General features: G+C 73.0%; 17 protein-coding genes. 8 read left to right on the top strand and 9 right to left on the bottom strand.

What is annotated here, in order from left to right; all coding sequences use genetic code 11:
• Positions 1–69: 69 nt before the first annotated feature.
• The 5 genes from Q8X39_RS12580 to Q8X39_RS12560 all read right to left on the bottom strand — a co-directional run bounded on the left by Q8X39_RS12580 (position 70) and on the right by Q8X39_RS12560 (position 8,620).
• On the bottom strand, positions 70–2,319 hold the full coding sequence (locus Q8X39_RS12580) for a diguanylate cyclase (RefSeq protein WP_305750030.1): 2,250 nt from the start codon (positions 2,317–2,319) through the stop codon (positions 70–72).
• Entirely contained in the window at positions 2,316–3,179 is an 864-nt protein-coding gene (locus Q8X39_RS12575) for a substrate-binding periplasmic protein (RefSeq protein WP_305750029.1), read from the bottom strand. Before Q8X39_RS12575 ends, Q8X39_RS12580 begins: the two co-directional genes overlap by 4 nt.
• A gap of 106 nt (positions 3,180–3,285) precedes the next feature.
• Positions 3,286–4,158 (bottom strand): hypothetical protein, encoded by an 873-nt coding sequence (locus tag Q8X39_RS12570; RefSeq protein ID WP_305750028.1) that lies wholly within the window; start codon positions 4,156–4,158, stop codon positions 3,286–3,288.
• 180 nt (positions 4,159–4,338) lie between these two features.
• On the bottom strand, positions 4,339–8,079 hold the full coding sequence (locus tag Q8X39_RS12565; protein WP_305750027.1) for a tetratricopeptide repeat protein: 3,741 nt from the start codon (positions 8,077–8,079) through the stop codon (positions 4,339–4,341).
• A 19-nt stretch (positions 8,080–8,098) separates the two neighbouring features.
• Positions 8,099–8,620, bottom strand: coding sequence for a hypothetical protein (locus tag Q8X39_RS12560; RefSeq protein ID WP_305750026.1), 522 nt, complete (start codon positions 8,618–8,620; stop codon positions 8,099–8,101).
• 144 nt (positions 8,621–8,764) lie between these two features.
• On the opposite strand from Q8X39_RS12560, the gene Q8X39_RS12555 reads away from it, so the two are divergent.
• Complete coding sequence (locus tag Q8X39_RS12555; RefSeq protein ID WP_305750025.1) at positions 8,765–9,307, top strand: GNAT family N-acetyltransferase; 543 nt, start codon at positions 8,765–8,767, stop codon at positions 9,305–9,307.
• Positions 9,308–9,324: 17 nt separating this feature from the next.
• Here Q8X39_RS12555 and Q8X39_RS12550 read toward each other — a convergent pair whose 3' ends face one another.
• Complete coding sequence (locus Q8X39_RS12550; RefSeq protein WP_305750024.1) at positions 9,325–9,804, bottom strand: VOC family protein; 480 nt, start codon at positions 9,802–9,804, stop codon at positions 9,325–9,327.
• A 253-nt stretch (positions 9,805–10,057) separates the two neighbouring features.
• Between Q8X39_RS12550 and Q8X39_RS12545 the strand changes: the two genes are divergently transcribed.
• The 3 genes from Q8X39_RS12545 to Q8X39_RS12535 all read left to right on the top strand — a co-directional run bounded on the left by Q8X39_RS12545 (position 10,058) and on the right by Q8X39_RS12535 (position 14,052).
• Complete coding sequence (locus Q8X39_RS12545; protein ID WP_305750023.1) at positions 10,058–10,966, top strand: N-acetylmuramoyl-L-alanine amidase; 909 nt, start codon at positions 10,058–10,060, stop codon at positions 10,964–10,966.
• Between the two features lie 213 nt (positions 10,967–11,179).
• Entirely contained in the window at positions 11,180–12,205 is a 1,026-nt protein-coding gene (locus Q8X39_RS12540; protein WP_305750022.1) for a caspase family protein, read from the top strand.
• 23 nt (positions 12,206–12,228) lie between these two features.
• Entirely contained in the window at positions 12,229–14,052 is a 1,824-nt protein-coding gene (locus tag Q8X39_RS12535) for a tetratricopeptide repeat protein (RefSeq protein WP_305750021.1), read from the top strand.
• 27 nt (positions 14,053–14,079) lie between these two features.
• On the opposite strand, the gene Q8X39_RS12530 is transcribed toward Q8X39_RS12535, so the two are convergent.
• Positions 14,080–14,943: an SDR family oxidoreductase gene (locus Q8X39_RS12530; RefSeq protein WP_305750020.1), complete on the bottom strand. Its 864-nt coding sequence runs from the start codon at positions 14,941–14,943 to the stop codon at positions 14,080–14,082.
• 190 nt (positions 14,944–15,133) lie between these two features.
• Here Q8X39_RS12530 and Q8X39_RS12525 point away from each other — a divergent pair, with 190 nt between their 5' ends.
• Both Q8X39_RS12525 and Q8X39_RS12520 read left to right on the top strand, forming a co-directional pair.
• Positions 15,134–16,063 (top strand): alpha/beta fold hydrolase, encoded by a 930-nt coding sequence (locus Q8X39_RS12525; RefSeq protein WP_305750019.1) that lies wholly within the window; start codon positions 15,134–15,136, stop codon positions 16,061–16,063.
• A 48-nt stretch (positions 16,064–16,111) separates the two neighbouring features.
• Positions 16,112–17,983: a bifunctional diguanylate cyclase/phosphodiesterase gene (locus Q8X39_RS12520; protein WP_305750018.1), complete on the top strand. Its 1,872-nt coding sequence runs from the start codon at positions 16,112–16,114 to the stop codon at positions 17,981–17,983.
• A 255-nt stretch (positions 17,984–18,238) separates the two neighbouring features.
• Here Q8X39_RS12520 and Q8X39_RS12515 read toward each other — a convergent pair whose 3' ends face one another.
• Positions 18,239–18,856 (bottom strand): YbhB/YbcL family Raf kinase inhibitor-like protein, encoded by a 618-nt coding sequence (locus tag Q8X39_RS12515; RefSeq protein ID WP_305750017.1) that lies wholly within the window; start codon positions 18,854–18,856, stop codon positions 18,239–18,241.
• A 128-nt stretch (positions 18,857–18,984) separates the two neighbouring features.
• A complete protein-coding gene (locus tag Q8X39_RS12510) occupies positions 18,985–19,953 on the bottom strand; it encodes a helix-turn-helix transcriptional regulator (RefSeq protein ID WP_305750016.1) in 969 nt (322 codons plus the stop codon).
• Positions 19,954–20,088: 135 nt separating this feature from the next.
• Here Q8X39_RS12510 and Q8X39_RS12505 point away from each other — a divergent pair, with 135 nt between their 5' ends.
• Positions 20,089–20,895 carry a ThuA domain-containing protein gene (locus tag Q8X39_RS12505; RefSeq protein WP_305750015.1) on the top strand — a complete coding sequence of 269 codons (807 nt, stop codon included), beginning with the start codon at positions 20,089–20,091 and terminating at the stop codon, positions 20,893–20,895.
• Positions 20,892–21,998 (top strand): Gfo/Idh/MocA family protein, encoded by a 1,107-nt coding sequence (locus Q8X39_RS12500; protein ID WP_305750014.1) that lies wholly within the window; start codon positions 20,892–20,894, stop codon positions 21,996–21,998. Before Q8X39_RS12505 ends, Q8X39_RS12500 begins: the two co-directional genes overlap by 4 nt.
• Position 21,999: the final 1 nt, after the last annotated feature.

The raw sequence follows: 21,999 nt of genomic DNA, 5'->3' as shown, positions 1-21,999 counted from the left end.
TCTTGGCCGAACGCCGTCATCCCCCACCCTCATTCCGCCACCCCACAACCGCCGCATTTCCGCCGCCCTTCAAACCTCCACCACCACCCCAACCGCCACCTCCACCCGATCCCTGCCCTTCCCCTTCGCCACGTACAACGCCGCGTCCGCCGCGCGGGTCAGGTCGGGGATGTCGGTGCCGCAGGTCGGGGCGGTGGCCAGGCCGATGGTGAAGGTGATGGGTTCGACCGGCAGGCCGGCGTGGCCGGCCTGTTCGGCCATGCGGGTGCGGGCTTCCTCGAAGCGGGCGGCGGCGTCCTGGGCCGACAGGCCGGGGAGCAGGCAGAGGAACTCGTCGCCGCCGTAGCGGCAGGCCATGTCGCTGGCGCGGATGCTGTGGACCAGCACCTCGGCGACCGCGCGCAGCACGCGGTCGCCGGCGTCGTGGCCGTAGCGGTCGTTGAAGCGCTTGAAGTGGTCGACGTCGACCATCGCCAGCGTCAGCGGCTCGCCGGCGCGCAGGCAGCGGGTCAGCTCGCGCGGCAGCGTCTCGTCGAACAGGCGGCGGTTCGGCAGGCCGGTCAGCACGTCGCGCAGGGCCTGTTCGCGCAGGCTGTCGCGCAGGCGCAGGTTGGACAGGCCGAGCTTGACGACCTCGCCGAAGACCTCGACCCGCTGCTGCACCGGGCCATCGATGGCCAGCAGGCCCTGGCGGTGCGGATCGTCCTCGTGACCGGGGTGCGCGTCCGGCCGGTCATGGTCATGGTGGTCGGCGTGGCCGGCGTGGCCGGCGTGGCCTTCCTGACCTTCGTGGCCGTCATGAAGGTGCAGCACGCCGATCAGCTCGCCCTCGACGTAGAGCGGCGTGCACAGCTGTGCGCCGGCCGTGCCGTGCGAGCCGTGGCGGCAGCGGATGCCGTGGCGGCCGGCCTGCAGGTGCGCACCGCCGCGGCGGATCGCCCAGCAGGCCGTGCGCGGGTAGCTGTCGGGCAGATCGGAGCCGTCGCCCCAGCGGCCGACGACGTGCATGTCCTCGTCCGGGCCGGCCACCGCGACGGCGCCGGCGCAGTCGGCAAACAGCACGGCCGCGGTGGCGCGGACGACCTCGAAGGCTTCCGATTCGGTGCGGGCGGACTGGAGCAGCTCGTTGAGCTCGCTGATGTGGGCCATGTCGGACTTGTGGCGCTCCAGGTCGGCCACCATCGACGTCAGCCGGTCGTTGGTGGCGCGCAGTTCCTCGTCGCGGCGGCGCCGCTCGGTCGCATTGGTGACCATCGCCAGCGTGCCGGACGACCGCCCGTCGGCGTCGGCGATCGGGCAGGACGAGACCTCCGCCCAGACGTCGTGGCCGTCGGCACGCAGGAAGCGGATGTCGCAGCGCTCGCTGTCCTGGCCCTCGCGCGGACGCAACAGGGCCTGCACCGCCGGCCGGTCGGCGACGTCGACGAAGACGAACATCGAGCGCCCGATCAGCTGGTCGACGCTGCGGCCCAGCATGCGCGCCATGGCCTCGTTGGCCAGCGTGGTGACGCCCTCGCCGTCGACCTGCCAGACGCCTTCGCCAGCGGTCTCGACGATGCGGCGATAGCGCACCTCGCTGGCGGCCAGCGCCCGCGCGGCGGCCTCCAGGCTGCGGGCCCGTTCGCCGGCCTCGCGCTCGTAGCGCTCGAAGGCGGAGGCGATCTCGCCGATCTCGTCGGAGCGGGCCGCCTCGGCCAGCGGCTGGACGTCCGGCGGACTCGATGGCCCGTGTCCGATGCGCCGCGCGATGGCCGTCAGCGGCCGCGTCAGCGTCACGAAGGACAGCACGCCCAGCGCCAGCGCCACGGTGACGCTGCGCAGCACGTTGAGCAGCATGTCCCGCCCGGCGTCACGGAAGAACCGCTCGACGCGGGGCGCCTGGGCGGTCACCACCTTCAACTCGCCGACGCGCTTGTGCGACGGGCCAAAGTCCAGCGGCAGGCTGTAGTCCTGCGTCGGCGCGATCAGGCGCGTCCACCAGGCCGTGCCGGCATCGGCCGGAACCTTGTCGCTGTCGCCCTCGGCCAGCGTCTCGCCGAAGTCGCTGACCAGGCGGGCGTGCTGGACCGGCATGTAGGACAGCGCCCCCTGCACCACCACCCGGGCGGCCTCGGTGTTGAGGTTGTAGCAAGCCTGCGCGGCCGGCTCGCGCATGACGGCCATCATCTGCAGGATCTCGCGGCGCTCGGTCTCGACCGACTGGCGGTAGTCGACGCCGAACTGCAGCACGCTGAACGCGGCGCCGAGCAGCACGCCCAGCAGCGCGGCCAGCATCGCATGCCGGAAGGCCAGGCGGCCGATGCCGCGACGGTCCTTCATGGACGCTGGCCGTTGGCCGGGCTGCGTTGCCATTGCTGCAAGGCCTCCTCCAGGAGCCGGCCCTGCAGACCGTCGCGGCGCGCCGCCGCCAGCCGGGTGTTGACGGCATCGACCAGCGCCGCGCACGGGCTCGCGCGCGAGAAGCCGTGGTGGACGTCGCCCTCGTTGACCGGCCGGGGCAGCGGCACGATGCGGTCGTTCAGGCCCAGCCGCAGCAGCTGCGCGCGGCCGGTGTAGAGGCCGGTGACGACGTAGTCGATGCGCCCGGCCGCGAGCTTGTTGAAGTTGACGCTCAGGCTGTCGGCGTCCTCGAGCGTCAGCGCCTGTTCGGCATAGCGGTCGAAGGCGTCGCCGAAGCGGTCCCCGGCGGTGCGCCCGCCACGCTTGCCGACCAGGTCCTGCGGGCTGTCGAACCGGACCGGCCGGGCCTTGGCGGCGAACACCGCCATCGGGTTGGGGAAGGCCGGCGCCCGGGTGAAGACGAGGTAGGCCTCGCGCTCGGGCGTGGGCTTGAGGCTGACGATCAGGTCGATCTGGCCGTGCTCGGCCGACTTCAGCACCCGTGGCCACGGACCGACGTGGCGGGCCTCCCAGGCGACGCCCAGGTCATCGAGGATGCGCCCGGTCAGCGCCACGCTGGCACCGACCAGGCGGTCGCCCTCTGCCCAGTGGTAGGGCGGGTAGTCGGGGTTGGCCGAGAAGACCACGCGGGTGCAGGGCGAGGCGGCGGCGCTGGCAGCGCTGACGGCACTGGCAGCGGCGGGGGCTGCAGCGGTGCGCACCGGCAGCAGGCCCGCCAGGAGCATCAAGGCTGTCACGGCCGCCCGGATCAGGCCGGCCGGCAGGAGGCTGCATCTCATCGTCACCCCGCATGTCGGTGTCGTCGCGATCGGGGCATTCTGCGCCCGGCCCTGGCGGCGCGGGGCGGCGCGGGCGCCCGGCATGGGGGCGAGCGGGTGGCCGATGTCACGCCGGCAGCTTCTCCCGGGACGCCACGACGACCGCATACCGCAGCCGCGCCGGCCGCGTGCCAAAGCGCATCGGCGCATGGACCAGCGCGATGCTGAGCCAGACGGCGACGCTGAAGTAGAGCGACATCCAGATCACCTCGCTGCGCCAGTCGGTCCAGCGGTGCGAGACGATCCAGCGGGCCGAGACGTCGGCCCAGCCCTGGGCCAGGCTCAGGTAGTGGCGACCAGCGGCCTCGTCGGCCAGCCAGCGGTCGGCGTACATCGGCACGTCGACGCCGAACATGTAGACCGCGTAGGCCAGCCCGGCGGCGCCCCACAGGCGCAGCCGCGGCCGCAGGTGGTCATGGACCTGCGGCCAGATCGGCACCAGGCCGAGCACGAACAGCAGCGCGCAGGCGCCCCAGAGCGATTCCTCGATGACATGGCCGAGGTTGGACGTGCTCAACACCGAGTACCACGAGAAGACCTCGGCCACGACGATCAGGGGCACGATCAGGCGCGCCGCCCGCTCGGTGCTGCGGCTGCCGGTGTCACGCGCGGCCTTGTGCAGCACCAGCGCCCACTGGGCCGCGAAACACAGCTCGGCGATGGTCGCGACGCTGCGGCCGATCACCACGCTGGACAGCCAGTGGTCGACCAGGCAGAGCCGCTGCACGTCGAACACCGGCCACCACGAACGATGGGCGCAGCCCAGCACATAGCCGGCCGACAGCAGCAACTGCCAGCGCCGGTGCAGGCTGTCGTCGGCGTGGACATCGGCCGGATGCGGCGCCGCCCGCAGGCGTCGCGCGGTCCACAGCCACGCCGCCAGGTTGACGACGCTGACGGCACACAGGAAGCCCCACCAGAGCTGGATCTCGAACGGCATGCGGCCTCGCGACGTTTGAACGATATAAATCGTTTATACGGTTTGAACCGAAGCACGTCAACGCGCCGCCCTCGGCGGCGGTGCGGGATGTCACGGCGGCGGCGGTTGCTTCGGGAACGGTGTCGGCAACGGTGTCGGCATCGGTGGCAGCACACGCTCGCGGGCCGGGGCCACGCCCGGTCAGCGCCGCGACGCTGCGGGCGCGGACATGGTTGGCCTGGCGGACTCGAACTCGACGGTCAGCAGGTTGTCGGCGCAGGCATCGTCCTTGGGCCGGGTGGTGTCGAGCCAGACGCGCTGCGAGACCCGCCCGGTCGCATCGGACAGGGTCGCGACGAACTGGTGGTGCGACTCGCGGCGTGGCTGGGCAATCGGCAGGTGGCGGGTCCGGCCGGTGGCCGCATCGACCGGCGTCGACTGGCCGAGCCCGCCGCCCAGCACCTCCAGCTTGAGGCCCTCCGGCACGGCACCCTGCACCCGCGCCTCGACCCATTGCGGGCCGCACAGCCCATGCCGGCCGATGCGCGGCGGCTGGCGCAGGCGGTAGACCGCGCGCTCGTCCAGCGCGCGGTCGCGGGCGTTGCGGCTGGCGCAGACCGAGGGCAGGCGCAGCGGGTCGGGTGCGCCGTCCGCCCGGCCGTAGACCGGCATGCCGCGGCGCTGCTCGCTGGCGCGGATCTCCTCGCTGGCCTGCACGGCCAGGGCGCGGTAGCGGCTGGCCTGGCGGTCCAGCGCGGACAGGCTGGCGGCCGACGCCGGGCTGGGCTCGCGCCCGCCCAGGTCGGCGTCGGCCGCGCACAGCGCGCTGCGCACCAGTTCGTGTCGCAGCCGGTGGAAGACCGCGTGGCCGGCCGCCGGACCGAGCGCCTTCAGGCTGGCCTCGAGCACCTCGACCGCCTCGTGGTAGCGACCCTGGGCCAGCAGGACCTCGCCCAGCACGGCCTCGTTCTTGATCCGCGCGGTCGGATTGACCCAGTCGCGCGACAGCGACGCGGCCCGGCGCGCGTGGGCCTCGGCGGCCAGCAGGTCGGCCTCTGAGGGCAGGTCCGCGCCGGCCATGCCAGCGGCCTCGGCGGCGACGAAGGCGACCCCGTAGGCCAGGCCGTTCAACGCGTCGACGTCGTCCGGCGCGAGCCGGATCGCGGTGCGGAATTCCGCCATCGCGCCGGCCAGGCAGGTGGGGCAGTCGGCACGCATCGAGAACAGGTCGTAGGCCAGGTTGACGTGGGCCGACGCGGTGCTCGCCAGCGCGCGCATCGGCGCGTCGTCGCCGGTGGCGGCGGCCAAGCCGGCCCGCAGGCACAGCAGCGCGGCGTCGTCGGCCAGCACCTGCGCGGCCGGGCTCAGGTAGCGCAGCGCCATGGCCTGGTAGGACGGGCGGCGCCAGACCCGGGCCGAGGCGGCCGACGGGCCGGACGGGTCCGCCGCATCGGCCGCGGCCGTGTCCTGGGGCGCGCAGTGCCAGGCCAGCACGGCCGCCTGCGGGCGCGCGGCCTGGTCGGCGGGCACCAGCCGCCGCAGCACGTCGCCCAGTTCCTGGCGGACCCGGGCCTCGGCGCGCCGCACGCGCGGATCGTCGCGGCGCGTCGCCGGCAGCCGGGCGAACGAGGACTCGCCCCGCTTGCAGTGGAAATAGGCCCGCATCACCGCATCGGCGGCGGCCTGCGGCGCATCGGGCGGGGCCGCGCCGATGTCGAGCGAGGCCTTCTTGCACAGGCCGTAGTAGGCGCTGGCCCGGTCGACCGCGCCCAGCGCCGCCGTGTCGGTCGTGACCAGGCCCAGCCACAGCGACGTCGCCGCGGTCTGGCGGGCCTGCGGGGCCTGTGGCGCGGGAGGGGACTGTTGTGCATCGGCCGGAACAGACCCCTCCGCGGACGCATCGGCCGCCGCGTCCTGCTCCGGCGGCACCACGGCCCGGAAGGCGTAGCTGTCGAAGTCCCACCAGGTGGTTGCCAGCGCGGCAGCGGCGGGCAGGAAGTCGGGGCTGGCGCGAAGGCTTTCCTGCAACGCGGCGACGGCCTGGGCCGGCTGGCCGTCGCTCTGCATCACCAGCCCGAGCCGGTAATGCGCCAGCGCGAAGGCCGGGTCGATGCGGGTGGCCTCGCGGAAGCTGCGCGCGGCCGGTTCGAGTTCCTCGTAGCCATTGGTCAGCTCGAAGCGGCGCCAGTGCCGCAGCCCGTCGCGGAAGCACTTGAAGGCCTGCCAGGAGCGCGTCATGCCGGGGCTGGCGGTGCGCTGGTCGTCACGGCGGATGCGGAAGGCCAGCTCGTCGGCGATCGGCGCGAAGACGTCGGCGGCCTTGAGCGGCGGCTTGGCGGCGGCTGCTGCGGCGGCGGCCACTGGCGCGGCGGCCATCGGCCTGGCGGTGGCGGCCTCGGCCGAGGCCGGGCAGTCCTCGCTGGCCGGGTCGAGCGGCGCACGGACCTGCCAGCTGTCGCCGGCCGAGTTGGCGCCCAGCAGGGTGTGGGCGTCCTGGTTGACGTGCAGGCTGCCCGAGACCACGCGCACGCCCAGCAGCGTGCGCATCGGCGCCTGCACCGGCGCGACCAGCGCGCCGAGCGGGATCTTCACGCCGCCGAACTCGAGGTCGACATCCTTCTTCAGCGCCGCGTCGATGGTGCTGGTGGCCTGGCTGGTGGCGCGCGCGGCGAGCGCATCGGCGGGCTTGAGGTCCTTGAGCACGCTGAGGTCGGGCAGCAGCTCGTCGTTCTGTCGCGCCAGGCTGGCCACGACATGATCGGCCAGCGCCTGCCCGGAGCCCTTGAACGGCTCGGCGTCGGGCGTCTGGAACGGCAACACGACGGTGTGGCCGGCGTTGGGGATCTCGCTCAAGGCGACCAGCACCAGCACGCCAGCCAGCGCCTTGAGCACCGCCCCCGCCGCACTGCTGGCGCTGAAGAAGGACGCGATGACCGACCGCAGCGAGCGCAGCAGCGCCAGCAGGGCGCGGGTCAACAGCCCGGCCGCACGGCCGCTGCGTTCGGCCCAGGCGGGCGCGGCGCCCGCAGCCGGCCCAGCCGGGTCGGCCGGATGGACCGGCGGCGGTTGCAGACTGGCGAGCGTCAGGCCCAGACCGGCCAGCAGGCCCGCCAACGCCGCGTCGAGCGGCCAGCCCGGCCACATCAACAGCGCCAGCGTGGCGACGGCGCACAGCGCCATGCCCGCCACCCGGCCGGTGTCGCCCGGGCACCAGCCCGCCAACGGCTGGCGCCAGGCCGGCCAGCCGGCACGGACCTGTCGCCAGGCCTGCCACAGCAGCAGCCCGCCGGCCAGCGGCCAGGCGGTCCAGGCGACGAGGCGCCAGAGCGGGTCCAGGGCGGGATCGAGAAAGCCCGGCCGCAGCCAGGGCAGCAGGCCGACCCCCGCCACGGTGACGGCCAGCGCGGTGGCGCGGGCCATCGGCGTGCGCTGCGGTCGTTCGATCCAGGCGATCGCGACCGCGCAAAGCGCCGTCCACACCAGCATCGGCGGTGACCAGAGGAACTGCACGCCCAGCGCCGCGGCGCCCGTGGACAGGACACCGGAGGCCTCGTCGGCACCCAGCGGCCTGACCGTCCAGGCGGCCGACAGGCCGACCAGCAGGCCGATGCCGAGCAGCCGGCCGGCGTGCCCGGACCGGCCGTGGTGCAGGCGGATCGCGCACCAGCCCAGGCCGGCCGCCGCGCCGGTCACGACCAGCCCGGCGGCCAGCGCGGCACGGGCCGCCGCGCCGCCGGAGACGATCAGCACGCCGAGTTCGGGACTGAAGACCAGGACACCCCGTGCCCCCGCCCACTGGACCGCCGCGAGCAGGCCGGCCGCCAGCAGCGTCACGACCGCGAAGGCGCGCCGGGCCGGGGGCTGCGCGGTCTCGCGCAGCACGCTCGCGCCGGCCAGGGCCAGCGCCAGCGCAAGCGCCAGGACAAGGACGTCGAGCGCCATGGCGGCCCGATGCGGCGGGCTAGCGGAAGGCCACGTTGGTGATGTTGCGGGCCGAGCGCGCGGCCGCCTTGGCGGGCTTGACCTTGCCGTCGCGGCCACTCAGGTCGCCGCGCTGGGCCAGTTGCAGGCCGGCCTGCATCGGCCGGGCGCGATGGGCGTCAAGCCAGCCCAGCGCATCGGCCTCCGCGACCGCCTGTTCCACCACCTCGCGCAGCGTCGTGCCGGCCTCATCCATCTCAGCCACCAGGTCGCGGTACGGCAGGTAGGCATGGACCTGGCGATGGCGCGCCGACATGCCGGCCTTCGGCGCGTCGGCCAGCGCATCGAGGATGGCGTCGACCAGGTCCTCGTCGTCGTAGTCCTCGTCCTCGCGGTAGGCCCGGAAGATGTCCGAGATCTCGATGTAGAGCCACTGCTCGACCTGGGCCCGGGTGTACTTCTGGTCCAGCGGCCCGGCCTGCGCCGCGCCGGTTCCAGCCAGCAGGCCGCTCACCGAGAGCACCACGGCCAGCAAGGGCCGGCACATCAGACGTCGCATCATGGGCCTACTCCGCTTGGGATCACAGGTGGGCCAGTCTGATGCGACGGCCGCGTTCCCACAAGCAAACGGACGTCAATTGCAGCCGGGCGGGCCGCAGAATCGCGCCGACCCGCCATCCCCGATCCCCGACCCCGGAGCCCCCCGATGACCGCCCCTGCCCCCGTGCCCGACCTTGTCACCTGCACCGTCGATCGCCACGCGCTGGCCATCCTGGACATCTTCAACGAGGCGATCACGACGTCGACCGCGCTGTACGACTACCAGCCCCGGCCGCCCGAGAGCATGCAGACCTGGTTCGAGACCAAGGCGCGTGGCGGCTTCCCGGTGATCGGCCTGGAGGATGCCGACGGCCGCCTGCTGGCCTTCGGCAGCTACGGCACCTTCCGCGCCTGGCCGGCCTACAAGTACTCGGTCGAGCACTCGGTCTACGTCCACAAGGACCACCGCGGCCGCGGCCTGGGCGTGACCATCCTGAAGGCGCTGATCGCCGCCGCGCGCGAGCAGGGCAAGCACTGCCTGATCGGCGGCATCGACGCGTCCAACGCCGGCTCGATCGCGCTGCACGAGCGCATGGGCTTCCGCCACGTCGGCACGCTGCCGCAGGTCGGCTTCAAGTTCGGCCGCTGGCTGGATCTCGCCTTCTATCAACTCGTGCTGGAGACGCCGCTACAACCGGTGGATGGCTGACCCCTCCGTCCGGCAGCTCAACCCCGGCGGGCCGCCTCGATCGCGGCGATGTCGATGCAGGTCATCTCCATCATGGCCTCGAAGGCCCGCTTGGCGGCGGCGCGGTCCGGGTCGGCGATGGCCGCCATCAGCGCGCGCGGCGTGATCTGCCACGACAGGCCCCAGCGGTCCTTGCACCAGCCGCAGGCGCTTTCCTGGCCGCCGTGGTCGACGATGGCGCGCCACAGGCGGTCGGTCTCGGCCTGGTCTTCGGTGATGACCTGGAAGGAGAAGGCCTCGCTGTGGCGGAAGGCCGGCCCGCCGTTCAGTCCCAGGCAGGGGATGCCCATGACCGTGAACTCGACCGTCAGCACGTCGCCCTCGTGGCCCGAGGGGTAGTCGCCCGGCGCCCGCAGCACCGTCCGCACGGCACTGTCGGGAAAGGTCTCGGCATAGAAGTGCGCCGCGTCCAGCGCGGTGCCGTCGTACCAGAGGCAGATGGTGTTCTTGCTGGCCATGCGCTCGCTCCTGTGGGTGCTGTGTGAATGCCTGGGGATGCTGTGGAACCGCGGCACGATCGTAGCCAGCCCGGCACCACACGGGGCGCCCCGGTCCAGGCCAGCCGCAAGACGATCTTCGGCGCCGGCCGCGCCGCGCCGTCCTGAACTGCGAAATCGTTGGCACCCCCGTGGCCCGAACAGGCGACGGGGCACTGGTGCAGCGCCGGCTGCTCAGCGCAACATCGGGCCCCGTTCACCCAGGAGGTCCGTCATGTTGCGCATCGAGAACCACCGGCTCGTCGGCGAAGGCTGTTCCTTCAAGGCCACGCCCAACATCGGCGGACCGCTGAACCCGCGCTACCTGGTGATGCACTACACCGCCGGCAGCTCGATGGAGAGCGCCGTGACCTCCTTGTGCACGCAGAAGCCCAGCGGCAACGCGTCGGCCCACCTGGTGCTCGGACGCGACGGGCGGATCGTCCAGCTGGCGCCCTTCAACGTCGTGACCTGGCATGCCGGCGTCAGCGCCTGGAACGGCCTGACCGGCCTGAACTCGGCCAGCATCGGCATCGAGATGGACAACGCCGGCGTGCTCGACAAGGTCGGCGATCACCATGTCTCGTGGTTTGGCCTGACCATCCCCGACAGCGAGGTGCGCCTGGCGGCCCACCGCAACGGCGGCCCGGTGCGCGGCTGGCATGCCTACACGCCGGTGCAGATCGCGCGGGCGACCGAGCTGGCCGAGCTGCTGGTCAGCACCTACCACCTCGAGGACGTGCTCGGCCACGAGGACATCGCGCCTGGCCGCAAGTCCGATCCGGGCCCGGCCTTCCCGCTCGCCTCGGTGCGCGCCCATGCCATCGGCCGCGAGGACGACGCGCTGCCGCACCGCTGGGTCACCGCCACGTCGCTGAACATCCGCAGCGGCCCGGACGCCTCGGCGCCGGCCGTCGCGCCGGCGCTGAAGCAGGGCACCGAGCTGCTGCTGCTGGAGATCGGCAGCCGCTGGAGCCGCGTCGAGGTGGCCGGCCCGACCGACCTGGAAGGCTGGGTCAACAACAGCTTCCTGACCGACCAGCCACCGGCCCGGGCGCGTTCGGCACCACCGGTGGCGAAGAAGGCCGCAGTGAAGAAGGCCGCCGCAAAGGTTGCGGCAAAAAAGGCCACGCGGTCGCGCTGACCCGCTGGCACACGTCGCCTGCTGCATCTGAGGCATCCGAGGCCTCTGAGGCATCCGCGGCACATCGACACTTTCAGATACGGCTCGGCACTGGACAGCGCGCGAAGCGGTGCGCTGTACTCGTCGGCCGTTGGTGCCCCAAGGCACACAGATGCGCGCGGTCCGTCGACGACGGTCCGTCACCACAAGATCACGAACGCTCAGGAGCAAGACATGGCACAAGCCCGTACCGAGACAGCCGCGCAACAGACGACCGCCCGGAAGGCCGCGACGAAACAGGTCGCCGCCACGAAGCGCGCGGCCGCGAAAAAGACCGGCAGCAAGGTCGTTGCCCCGGCAGCGCGCAAGCCGATCGGCCTGTCGCTGCACATCGGCCTGAACTCGGTCAGCCCGAAGCACTACGGCGGCTGGTCGGGTGACCTGGTGGCCTGCGAGGCCGATGCCCGCGACATGGCCGCCGTCGCGACCTCGCGCGGCATCAAGCCGACCGTGCTGCTGACCAAGGCCGCGACCCGCGCCCGGGTGCTGGCCGAGCTGGACAAGGCGGCGCAGAAGCTGGTCTCGGGCGACTACTTCCTGCTGTCCTTCTCGGGCCACGGCGGCCAGGTCGACGACGTCACCGGTGACGAGGACGACAAGCTCGACGAGACCTGGTGCCTCTACGACAGCCAGCTGATCGACGACGAGACCTACCTCGCGCTGAGCCGCTTCGCCACCGGCGTGCGCATCCTCGTGCTGACCGACAGCTGCCACAGCGGCACCTCGGTCCGCGCCGCCCCGCCCATCCCCGGCCTCTCACCCATCGGCCCGCGCCCGCGCCAGATGCCCACCGCCGTCGCGCGGCGCACCTACGCGGCCCACCAGGCCTTCTACGACAAGCTCCAGCGCGACATCGCCAGGACGGCGGCCGGCCGCGCCGCCAGCGCCGATCCGGACGCGGTGCTGGCCAGCCTGACGATCGCGCCCAACAGCACGCGCCTGACCGGCATCGTCAGCCGCTTCAAGGCCTCGGTGGTGCTGATTTCGGGCTGCCAGGACAACCAGACCTCGATGGACGGCGAGCACAACGGCGCCTTCACCGAGCAGCTGCTGAAGGTCTGGAACGGCGGCAAGTTCAAGGGCAACCACCGCCTGTTCCACAGCCGCATCCGCGCCGGCCTGCCGCCGACACAGTCGCCCAACCTGTACACGCTGGGCCCGGTGGCGACCCTGCTGACGCAGGCGCCGATCCTGATCTGACCCATTCCCCATCCCAGCCGACCATGCCCGTCCACGCACCGATCTGCCTGAGCCACCGGGGCGCCGCCGGTGCGCGCGCCGCGCAGCGTCTGGCCGTCGGGCTGCGCGAGCTGTTCGGCGAGCCGGTCATCGACCTGGTCGAGCGCCAGGACGATGTCGAGGTCTCCGAGTTGCTCGGCCCCGGCAGCGTGCTGCTGGTGCTGCTGACGCCCGACTACGCCGACCTGCCAGCCGACCCCGGCGCGGACGGCGCGCAGGCCCCGATCGAGCCGGTGCGCCGCCACCTGCTGGCCGCCCAGGCCGGCCGGGCCCACCTGCAGGCGCTGCGGATCGACCAGACGCCGCCCCTGATGGCCCACGGCCTGCCGCCCGACCTGGTCTCGCTGGCCGCGCAGCCGGCGCTGGCGCTGCGCCAGAGCCACTGGGGCACCGACCTGGCGGCACTGGCCACCGAGCTGGCGACGCTGGGCTTCCTGCCCGACGAGCGCGACGCGCCGCTGGCCGAGGCCAGCGCGCCGGCCAGCCGGACCTGGCGCCAGCTCGCCGGTGTCGGTGCGCTGGCGCTGGCCATCGGCGCGGCGACCCATGTCGGGCTGGCGGCGATGGACGAGCGCGAGGCCCAGGCCCAGATGACGCTGGCGCAGCAGGCCCAGTTCTCGGTCACGCCCGACCTGGTCGCCGCCCGGCGGGCCTACGAACGCGCGCTGGAGGCCGCGCCCGAACTGGGCCTGGCGCATGTCCAGCTCGCCCACCTGCTGGTGCGCGAGCACGACCTGGTGCAGGCCCGCCTGCACCTGTCGGCCGCCCTGCGCGACCACGACGGCCTGCCCGCCGCGCGCCGCCAGGAGGCCCTGCGGCTGATGGCCGTGCTGTCCGACGACGACGAGCCGGGCGCGGTCCTGCGGCCGACCGATCGGCTGGCGGTCGAACCGGTCGCCTCGGTCCTGGCCGATGGCGGGCTGGTGATCCCGGCGGAGCCGACCGCCGCCGGCAGCGGCCCGGCGCGTGCGGCCGGCAAGTCCGTTCGCCCGGACATCGAGGCCGTGGCCGCCCATGCCGAGCGGGCCGCCCTGGCCGCGCTGCGCCCGCCTCCCTCCAGCGACCTGCTGTTCGGTGCCGACGCGCCGGCGCTGGCGCTGCTCGCCTCGCGCGTGCCGGCATCCTCGGAACTGCAACGCGAGCTGGCGCAGCGGCTGGACGCGCTCTACGCGGCCGACCCGCAGCTGCGCTGGAGCGCCGCCAGCGAGCTGACCGTCTCCAGCCAGCTGCATTCGGACGTGCTGCCGATGGCCGTCGAGCGGGCCGAGGCCAACCTGCTGCACCGCGCCGGTTCGGCCGCCGTGGCCGAGGCCGCGCGCTACACGCTGGGCCTGCTCGAACAGGCCAGCCCGCTGACGCTGGTACTGCACCGGCAGGCGGTGCTGCGCTTCGTCGACACCGCCGCCGTGCTGGGCCCCGAGGCCCGCGCCCAGGCCGAGCAGGTGCGCGAGCGCATCACCGGCTACACCCGCCTGCCGCAGCCCATCGTCTACATCCAGCTGGCCGACGAGGCCCAGCGCCCGCTGGCGATGCGCCTGGCCACGCAGCTGGCCGAGGCCGGCTGGCGGGTGCCGGAACTGGCGCTGGTCGGCGACCAGGCCCCCAGCCGCACGGAGATCCGCAGCCAGGGCGCCAGCCACCAGGGCCTGGCGCGCTGGATGCGGCGGATGTCGAGCGACCAGGTCGGCCAGACCGCCGATCTGGTCCACCTGCGGCTGGCCCGTCCGGCCGGCGACGTCTACGAGCTGTGGCTGGACCGCGACCTGTGCCGCCCCGGCGCGCGGCAGGTCGACGGCTGTCCGGGCTGAAGCGGACCCGCGTCGTCCGCGGCGGCCTCAGCGTCCGCCCGTCACCTCGACGATCGAGCCGGTCGTGTACGACGACTGCGGCGACAGCAGCCAGACGATGGTCTGCGCGACCTCCTCGGCCGTGCCGGCGCGCTGCATCGGGATCTGCGAGGCCAGCCGCTGCGCCCGGTCGGGCTGGCCGCCGCTGGCGTGGATGGCGGTGTCGATGATCCCGGGCCGGATCGCGTTGACGCGCACGCCCTCGTCGGCCACCTCGCGCGCCAGGCCGAGCGTGTACGTGTCCAGCGCGGCCTTGGTCGCCGCGTAGTCGGCGTACTGGCCGGACGCGCCCAGCCGCGCCGCCACCGAGGACACGTTGACGATCGCACCGCCGGCACCGCCATGCCGCGTCGACAGCCGGCGCACCGCCTCGCGGGCCGCGTACATCGCGCCCAGCAGGTTGATGCCGACCATGCGGCGCAGGCGCTCGCCGCTCATCTCGTCGCAGCGCCGGGCCTGGTCGACCACGCCGGCGTTGTTGACGAAGCCGCGCAGCGCCAGCCCCTCGGCAAGGGCCCAGGCATCGACCTCGGCGAAGACGGCGACCACCTGCGCCTCGTCGGCCACGTCCAGCGGCCAGGCGCGGGCTCGCCGGCCACGCTGGTGCAACGCGTCCACGACGCTGGCAGCGGCGGCCGCGTCGCTGGCGTAGGTCAGCGCCACCTGCCAGCCCGCCGCCGCCGCGAGCCGGGCGGTCGCCGCACCGATGCCGCGGCTGCCGCCGGTGATCAGCAGCAGCGGCGCGCGGCCGTCGGCGCCGGGCGCAGGCGGGCCGAGGCGCAAGGCGTCGTCGGGCCAGCCGGATGGCGTCGGGGATGTCGGGAGGTCGCGGGCAGGCGATGCATCGGTCATGGCGTCGATCCAGGCAAGTGGCGGGGCAAGTGGCGGGGCTAGTGGCGGGGCTAGTGGCCAGGCAAGTGGCGGGGCGCGCGGCCGGCTTGCCAGCGGGGCAGGCAGGGACAGCGGCGCGCGGTTATTGTTTCGCGGTCGGGCCCGGCTGCCATCGTGGCCGGACCCGCTGACCTTCCCCACGGAGCACACCATGTCCAGCCTGCACACCGCCTGGTTCGAAGGCTTCCACCCGCAGCAGTTCGACGTCAACGGCGTGCGGCTGTTCGCGCGCCTGGGCGGTCGGCCGATCGACGACGACAGCGCGCCGGTGCTGCTGCTGCTGCACGGCTTCCCGCAGACCCACGCGCTGTGGCACCGCATCGCCCTGCGGCTGGCGCCGCACTTCCGGCTGGTGCTGCCGGACCTGCGCGGCTATGGCGATTCCGACAAGCCGCCCGGCCTGGCCGACCACGCGAACTACAGCAAGCGCACCATGGCCGAGGACCTGATCGCGCTGATGGACACGCTGGGCCATCGCCGCTTCCACGTCTGCGGCCACGACCGCGGCGGCCGGGTCGCGCACCGGCTGGCGCTGGACCATCCGCAGCGGGTCGACCGGCTCTGCGTCATCGACATCGTGCCGACGCTGACGATGTACGAGCGCACCGACATGGCCTTCGCCTCCGCCTACTACCACTGGTTCCACCTGATCCAGCCCGCACCGCTGCCCGAACGCATGATCGGCGGCAACGCGACCTACTACCTGCACGCCAAGCTCGGCGGCTGGGGCGCCGGCGGGCTCGACCACATCGAGCCACCGGCGCTGATCGACTACGAACGCTGCTTCTGCAACGCCGCCGGCATCCACGCCGCCTGCGAGGACTACCGCGCCGCCGCCAGCATCGACCTGGTCCATGACCGCATGTCGCGCAGCGCCGGCCAGAAGGTCGCCGCGCCGCTGCACGTGCTGTGGGGCGAGCGCGGCGTGGTGCACCGCCTGTTCGATCCCATCGCCGACTGGCAGGCCGTCTGCGAAGGCCCGGTGACCGGACAGGCCCTCGGCGCCGGCCACTTCATCCCCGAGGAACAGCCCGAGGCCTGCGCCCTGGCGATGAGCCGTTTTTTCCTGGGTGAGTGCTAGCATCAAAAACTGCTTTTCCACCGCTGTTTCCGGGGAGCCGCGACCGCCATGAAGACCTTGCGCATCGTGATCCTCGACGACGGCGGCGACGTGCCACCCGGCCTGCGCAGCGGCCAGCTGCCGGGCCTGGACCTGCGGCAGCTCGAAGGCCTCAGCGGCGCCGACGCAGCCGCCCTGCTGCGCGAGCACTCGATGCCCGCGCCCTTCGTCGACACCAGCCTGGACAGCCTCTCCGGCCCGCCCTCCGACTTCGCCCACAGCGAACTCGAAAGCGAGTTGCGCCATGCGCTGCAGCCGCAGCCGGGCCAGCCCGTGGCCCTGCTGCTGGGCTACGGCGACATCGGCCCCGACAGCCCCTTGCAGGCCGCCGGTGGTGGCCTGCCCTTCGAGCGGCTCAACGCCAGCCTGATGCGCGCGCTGCGCCGCCACGAACTCGAAGCCGCGCTGGCCGAGTCCGACAGCCGCCTGCGCCGCATGGGCCTGGCCGACCGCCAGACCGGTCTGCCCAGCCGCGAACTCTTCCTCGACCGGCTTGAGCAGGCGGCGGCCTCGGTCATGCGCGGCGGCAACGCCTTCGCCACGCTGGTGATCGGCTTCGAATGGCCGCAGGGCAGCACCGACACGCTCAGCAGCGCCGGCGCCGACACGCTGATCGAGGCCCTGGCCCGACGGCTCAAGCGGCTGGGTCGGCGATCGGACAGCTACGCCCGCATCGGCGGCCACACCTTTGCCGCGCTGCTGCTGGGCAACAACAGCGTGGCCGGCACCACCGCGATGGCGCACAAGATCACCGAGCAGCTGGCCCGACCGGTGATGGTCGACGGCCGCTCGCTGGACCCGAAGGTGCGCGTGGGCATCGCCCTGTGCCCGCAGCACGGCACCGACGCGCGCAGCGTCATGCTGCATGCCCAGGCCGCGATGGAGCAGGCCCAGCACAGCCGCCGCGAGGTGGCGGTCTACGACGCCCGCCTCGGCCTGCGCGCCGGCACCGGAGCGGGCACGGCACAGTCCGCGACCCTGATGCGCGCCGACGCCGTGCGGCCGCCGCCGACCGAAGAGGCGCTGGCCACCCAGTTCGCCCACGCGCTGGCCCAAGACGAGCTGGGGCTGGTGTTCCAGCCGGTCGTCAACCTGCATCCCGGCGCCGATGGCAGCCTGGACTGGACCCTGCGCCGGCTCGAAGCGCTCACACGCTGGCACAGCGCCAGCTGGGGCCCGGTCGGCCCGTCGACCTTCATCCCGATCGCCGAGCACCACGCGCTGATCGCGCAGTTGACCGACCGCATGCTCGAGCGTGCGCTGCGTGCCGCGTCGCCTTGGCGCGAACAGGGCCTGGTGCCGGCCCTGTCGATCAACCTGTCGGCCCGCCTGCTGGATGACCCGGACCTGCCCGAACGGTTGGGCGCCATCCTCGAGGCCCACCAGTGGCCGGCCAAGGCGCTGATGCTGGAACTGCCGGCGACGGCCCTGTCGCAGCCCGGCGCGGTGGCTCAGGACGTGATCCACCGGCTGTGCCAGCTGGGCGTGCGACTGATCGTTGACGACCTCGGCAGCGGCCTGTCGGCCTACCTCGCGCTGGCCGAACTGGGCGCCTTCGCCGAGTTGAAGGTCGACCTGCGCAGCCTCGGCCGCAGCCCCGGCCATGCCGCGCCGGCCCCGTCGCCCGAGCGCCTGTACAGCGGCCTGGGCGGCAGCGCCCCGGACCGCGGCGCGGCCGTGCTGAGCTCGCTGCTGACCCTGGCCGCCGGCCTCGGCGCCCAGGTCGTCGTCACCGGCGTCGAGGACGCCGAGACCGCCGCCTGGCTCCTCAAGGTCGGCTGCCACGCCGCCCAGGGCTATGCCTGGAGCCGCCCGCTCCCGCCCGAACAGGTCAAGGGCTGGTGCGCCGCCCAGGCGGCAACGCGGGGGTTGAAGCATTGAGCGTCGGCGGCAGCGTCGCGCCAGGACCCCGCGGAATCACGGCCACGAGCCCGAGCCCCGTTGAACGCTTCGGCAGGGCTGGCGCCGGCCCGCCGCAAGAACAGGTCTCCGATGCCATCGCCGACACCATCGAACGAAGCAAGGACCCTCACCTGCCGCGCCCGCAGGCCGGCGCCGGGCCGCCCCAAGCCGGCCTGCGCCTGCCCCCCATGGGGGGGGCGGATCACGCGTACCCGCGTGACCGGGGGCCAACACTCACCGGCCATACGTCGCCGTGAACGTCGCCTTGCCCAGCAGCTTGTCGCCCAGGCCCTTGTTCAGCACGAAGGACATCAGCGATGCCGAGCCGGTGCGCGGGACGCCGCCAGCGGCGACGAGGTCGTCGACGGCCAGGGCGTAGAGGGTGAAGTTGTAGCGGTGCGGCTTGTCGCCCTGCGGCGGGCAGGGGCCGCCCCAGTTGCCGTTGCCGCCGGTCGCGCCGGTGTCCATGAAGTCGGTGTTGCCGCCGAAGGCCGCGCCCGGCAGCTTGACCGCGCCATTGCCCGCGCCGCGCGGCAGCCCGGTCGTGCTGGCCGGCAGGTTGTAGACCGCCCAGTGCCAGAAGCCGGCGCCGGTGGGCGCATCCGGGTCGTGGACCTGCAGCGACAGCGACTTCGTGCCGGCCGGGACATTGCGCCAGACCAGCGCCGGCGACACGTTCACGCCCTGGCAGCCGAAGGCGCCCAGCACGAAGTCGTTGCCGAAAGTGCCGGAGGCCAGGTCCGGGCTCTCCAGCGTGAAGGTGGCTTGCGCGGCGGCCGGCAGCGCGGTGGTGACCAAGGCCAGGGCCAGGATGGCGGCGGGCGCCATGCGCGGTTGCAGCGTCGGGATCATCGGTTTCCTCCTCCAGGCGATGCGCCGGGCGACGGACCGCGCCCGCGGTCCGTGCCGTCTCCGGCGTGGCGCGGATGATGCCGCGCTTTGCGCGATTCGGTTGGGTTCGGAACCGGCCCGGACCCCGCTCAGGCCACCCGCGCGGCGGGCTGGGCGTGGGCGCTGCGCCACTGTCCGGGCGTGTCGCCGAAGTGGCGCCGGAAGCTCTGGATGAAGTAGCCCGGCGTGGCGTAGCCGCAGGCCCAGGCGATCTCCTTGACCGCCATGTCGGTGTCGGCCAGCAGGCGGGCGGCGCGCTCCATGCGCTGGCGGTTGATGTAGGCCACGAGGTGCTCGCCGCTGGCCAACCGGAAGCGATGCGACAGGTAGTCGGCGCTCACGCCGCTCTGCTCGGCCAGGCGACGCACGCTCAGGTCCTGGTCGCCGAGCTGGTTCTGGATCAGCATGCGCAGCCGCGCAACGGCGGCCGGCTCCGAGCGGGCCGCCGGCATGCCGGCCTCGTCGAGCACGCGGCGTGCGCCGGCCAGCGTGGCGATGACCAGGGCGCGGACCTGCCAGTCGGCCGCTTCGGCCGCCTCAGGCACGTCGGGCACCTCGGCGGCATGGCTCAGCCAGTCGAGCGCGCGGGCGGCCTGGGCATGCTGGCGCGCCTCCAGGTAGAGGATGCCGGGCGTGCCGGGCGCATGTTCGTGCGCGACGTGGCAGGTCAGCACGCTGCCGTCGGCATAGAGGACGACATTGCAGAAGGGCTCGCCACCCGGCTCGCGGCCGACCTGCTCGTGGTGCAGCAGCCGGGCCGGCATCAGCAGCGCCTCGCCCGGCCCGACCCGCACCGCGCCATGCGGCAGGCCGAAGCGGGTCCAGCCGCAGACCTGCAGGAACAGCTCGGGCGCGAGGTGGAAATGGCCCTCGCCCCGCGCCACGCCCGCCGAGGCCGGCCGGTGCAGCGGCCAGTGTTCGCGGCCCAGCCCGTTGGCAAAGGCGTCGAGCTGCGCACGCAGCCGGGCAGCCAGCGCCATGTCGACGTCGGGATGGCGGTCGACGGGGTCGACGAAGGGCGCCGGGCAGTCGGGTCGGTGATCCAGGATTTTTGACATCGATCGCAGTTTTCTGGCTTTGCTTGCGCTTGAGAGGGGCAGCCCGCCGAATCTATCCTGCTGGCTGTCCTTCTCGCAAGCTCGGATGTTCCGAAGCGGATTGACCCCCCCATTCCCCACCTGAAAGACATTCCGATGAAGTCGAAGATTTCTGTCATCGTCTGGAACGAGTACGAACACGAGCAAGCCAATCCCGCGATCGCGGCGATCTACCCCGAAGGCATCCACGGCGCCATTGCCGCCGGCCTGCGCGAGGTGCCCGGCCTGAACCCCGGCGCGCTGCCGGTCGAGGTCACGACCGCGACGCTGGACCAGCCCGAGCACGGCCTGACCGAGGCCCGCCTGGCCGACTGCGACGTGCTGATCTGGTGGGGCCACCGGGCCCACGGCAAGGTCGCCGACGCCATCGTCGACCGGGTCCAGAAGCGCGTGCTCGAAGGCATGGGCCTGATCGTGCTGCACTCGGGCCACTTCTCGAAGATCTTCCGCCGCATGCTGGGCACCAACTGCTCGCTGAAGTGGCGCGAGGCCGACGAGAAGGAACGCCTGTGGGTGGTCGAGCCCTCGCACCCGATCGCGGCCGGCCTGGGCGAGTTCTTCGAGCTGCCCTACGAGGAGATGTACGGCGAACGCTTCGACGTGCCGCAGCCGGACGAGACGGTCTTCATCTCCTGGTTCGAGGGCGGCGAGGTGTTCCGCTCCGGCCTGTGCTGGCAGCGTGGCCACGGCCGCATCTTCTACTTCCGCCCCGGCCACGAGGCCTATCCGACCTACTTCGACGCCAACGTGAAGCGCGTGCTCGCCAACGCGGTGCAGTGGGCCAACCCGCGCGTGCAGATCGTCGACGTCTGCCCGATGAGCCCGGCGCTGGAGCCGATCGCACCGAAGAACATCCACTTCGCCAAGGCCGGCGTGGTGCAGGACAAGAAGGACATCACGTGAGCACGGGCACCGACGACCAGAAGCAGGCCACCGCGTCGGCCAGCGTCACCACCACCGCCCCGAACGGGCGCAAGCTGCGCATCGGCGTGATCGGCCTGGGCATCGGCCGCATGCACATCGAGGGCTGGCGCCAGCACCCGGACGTCGAGGTCGTCGCCCTCGCCGACCCGGACCCGGCCCGCCTCGAAGCGGTCGGCGAGCAGTTCGGCATCGCCGGCCGCCACGCGAGCGCCGAGGCCATGCTGGCCGCTGGCGGGCTGGACGTGGTCAGCGTCTGCACGCCCAACAAGTTCCACAAGGACCTGACGCTGGCCGCGCTGGCCGCCGGTTGCCATGTGCTGTGCGAGAAGCCGATGGCGATGAACGCCAGCGAGGGCCGCGAGATGCTGGCCGCCGCGAAGGCCGCCGGCAAGCGGCTGATGATCAACTTCAGCTACCGCTTCAGCGCGCCCTCGCGGGCCCTGAAGGCGCAGGTCGAGACCGGCCAGTTCGGCGACTTCTACTTCGGCCGCACCGTCTGGCATCGCCGCCGCGGCATGCCCGGCTTTGGCGGCTGGTTCGGCAACAAGGCGCTGGCCGGCGGCGGTCCGCTGATCGACCTGGGCGTGCACCGCCTGGACCTCGCGCTGTGGCTGATGGGCTACCCGAAGCCGACCTGGGTGATGGGCGCGACCTACGACCCGATCGCCCGCGAGGCGGCCCAGGCCAGCGGCAAGACCTTCGACGTCGAGGACCTGGCCAGCGCCTACATCAAGTTCGAGAACGGTGCCTCGCTGGTGCTGGAGGCCTCCTGGGCCGCCCACATCCAGCAGGCCGAGCTGATGGAGACGCGGCTGCTGGGCACGAAGGCCGGGCTGCTGCAGCGCAACGTCGGCGAGGGCTACGAGTTCGAGGCCTTCATCTTCAGCGACGGCGGCGGTGCGCAGCTCGACACCCACATCCACGTGCCGAAGACGCCGGCCCGGTCGGCCATGCACGACTATGCCGAGGCCATCCTCGCCGACCGGCCCCACCCCGCCTCGGGCGAGGAAGGGCTGATCGTCATGGAACTGCTCGACGCGGTCTATGAAAGCGCCCGCACCGGCGCACCCGTGAAGCTCTGAA

The organism is Leptothrix discophora, assembly GCF_030705305.1.
GTDB classification, from domain to species: Bacteria; Pseudomonadota; Gammaproteobacteria; order Burkholderiales; family Burkholderiaceae_C; genus Sphaerotilus; species Sphaerotilus discophorus.
Note: the sequence above shows the minus strand (reverse complement) of the source record. Positions and strands in the feature narration are given on the sequence as shown.

Coding starts and splice junctions, on each gene's coding strand:
- Q8X39_RS12580 (WP_305750030.1), bottom strand. CDS start 2,319: ATGAAGGACCGTCGCGGCATCGGCCGCCTGGCCTTCCGGCATGCGATG.
- Q8X39_RS12575 (WP_305750029.1), bottom strand. CDS start 3,179: ATGAGATGCAGCCTCCTGCCGGCCGGCCTGATCCGGGCGGCCGTGACA.
- Q8X39_RS12570 (WP_305750028.1), bottom strand. CDS start 4,158: ATGCCGTTCGAGATCCAGCTCTGGTGGGGCTTCCTGTGTGCCGTCAGC.
- Q8X39_RS12565 (WP_305750027.1), bottom strand. CDS start 8,079: ATGGCGCTCGACGTCCTTGTCCTGGCGCTTGCGCTGGCGCTGGCCCTG.
- Q8X39_RS12560 (WP_305750026.1), bottom strand. CDS start 8,620: ATGATGCGACGTCTGATGTGCCGGCCCTTGCTGGCCGTGGTGCTCTCG.
- Q8X39_RS12555 (WP_305750025.1), top strand. CDS start 8,765: ATGACCGCCCCTGCCCCCGTGCCCGACCTTGTCACCTGCACCGTCGAT.
- Q8X39_RS12550 (WP_305750024.1), bottom strand. CDS start 9,804: ATGGCCAGCAAGAACACCATCTGCCTCTGGTACGACGGCACCGCGCTG.
- Q8X39_RS12545 (WP_305750023.1), top strand. CDS start 10,058: ATGTTGCGCATCGAGAACCACCGGCTCGTCGGCGAAGGCTGTTCCTTC.
- Q8X39_RS12540 (WP_305750022.1), top strand. CDS start 11,180: ATGGCACAAGCCCGTACCGAGACAGCCGCGCAACAGACGACCGCCCGG.
- Q8X39_RS12535 (WP_305750021.1), top strand. CDS start 12,229: ATGCCCGTCCACGCACCGATCTGCCTGAGCCACCGGGGCGCCGCCGGT.
- Q8X39_RS12530 (WP_305750020.1), bottom strand. CDS start 14,943: ATGACCGATGCATCGCCTGCCCGCGACCTCCCGACATCCCCGACGCCA.
- Q8X39_RS12525 (WP_305750019.1), top strand. CDS start 15,134: ATGTCCAGCCTGCACACCGCCTGGTTCGAAGGCTTCCACCCGCAGCAG.
- Q8X39_RS12520 (WP_305750018.1), top strand. CDS start 16,112: ATGAAGACCTTGCGCATCGTGATCCTCGACGACGGCGGCGACGTGCCA.
- Q8X39_RS12515 (WP_305750017.1), bottom strand. CDS start 18,856: ATGATCCCGACGCTGCAACCGCGCATGGCGCCCGCCGCCATCCTGGCC.
- Q8X39_RS12510 (WP_305750016.1), bottom strand. CDS start 19,953: ATGTCAAAAATCCTGGATCACCGACCCGACTGCCCGGCGCCCTTCGTC.
- Q8X39_RS12505 (WP_305750015.1), top strand. CDS start 20,089: ATGAAGTCGAAGATTTCTGTCATCGTCTGGAACGAGTACGAACACGAG.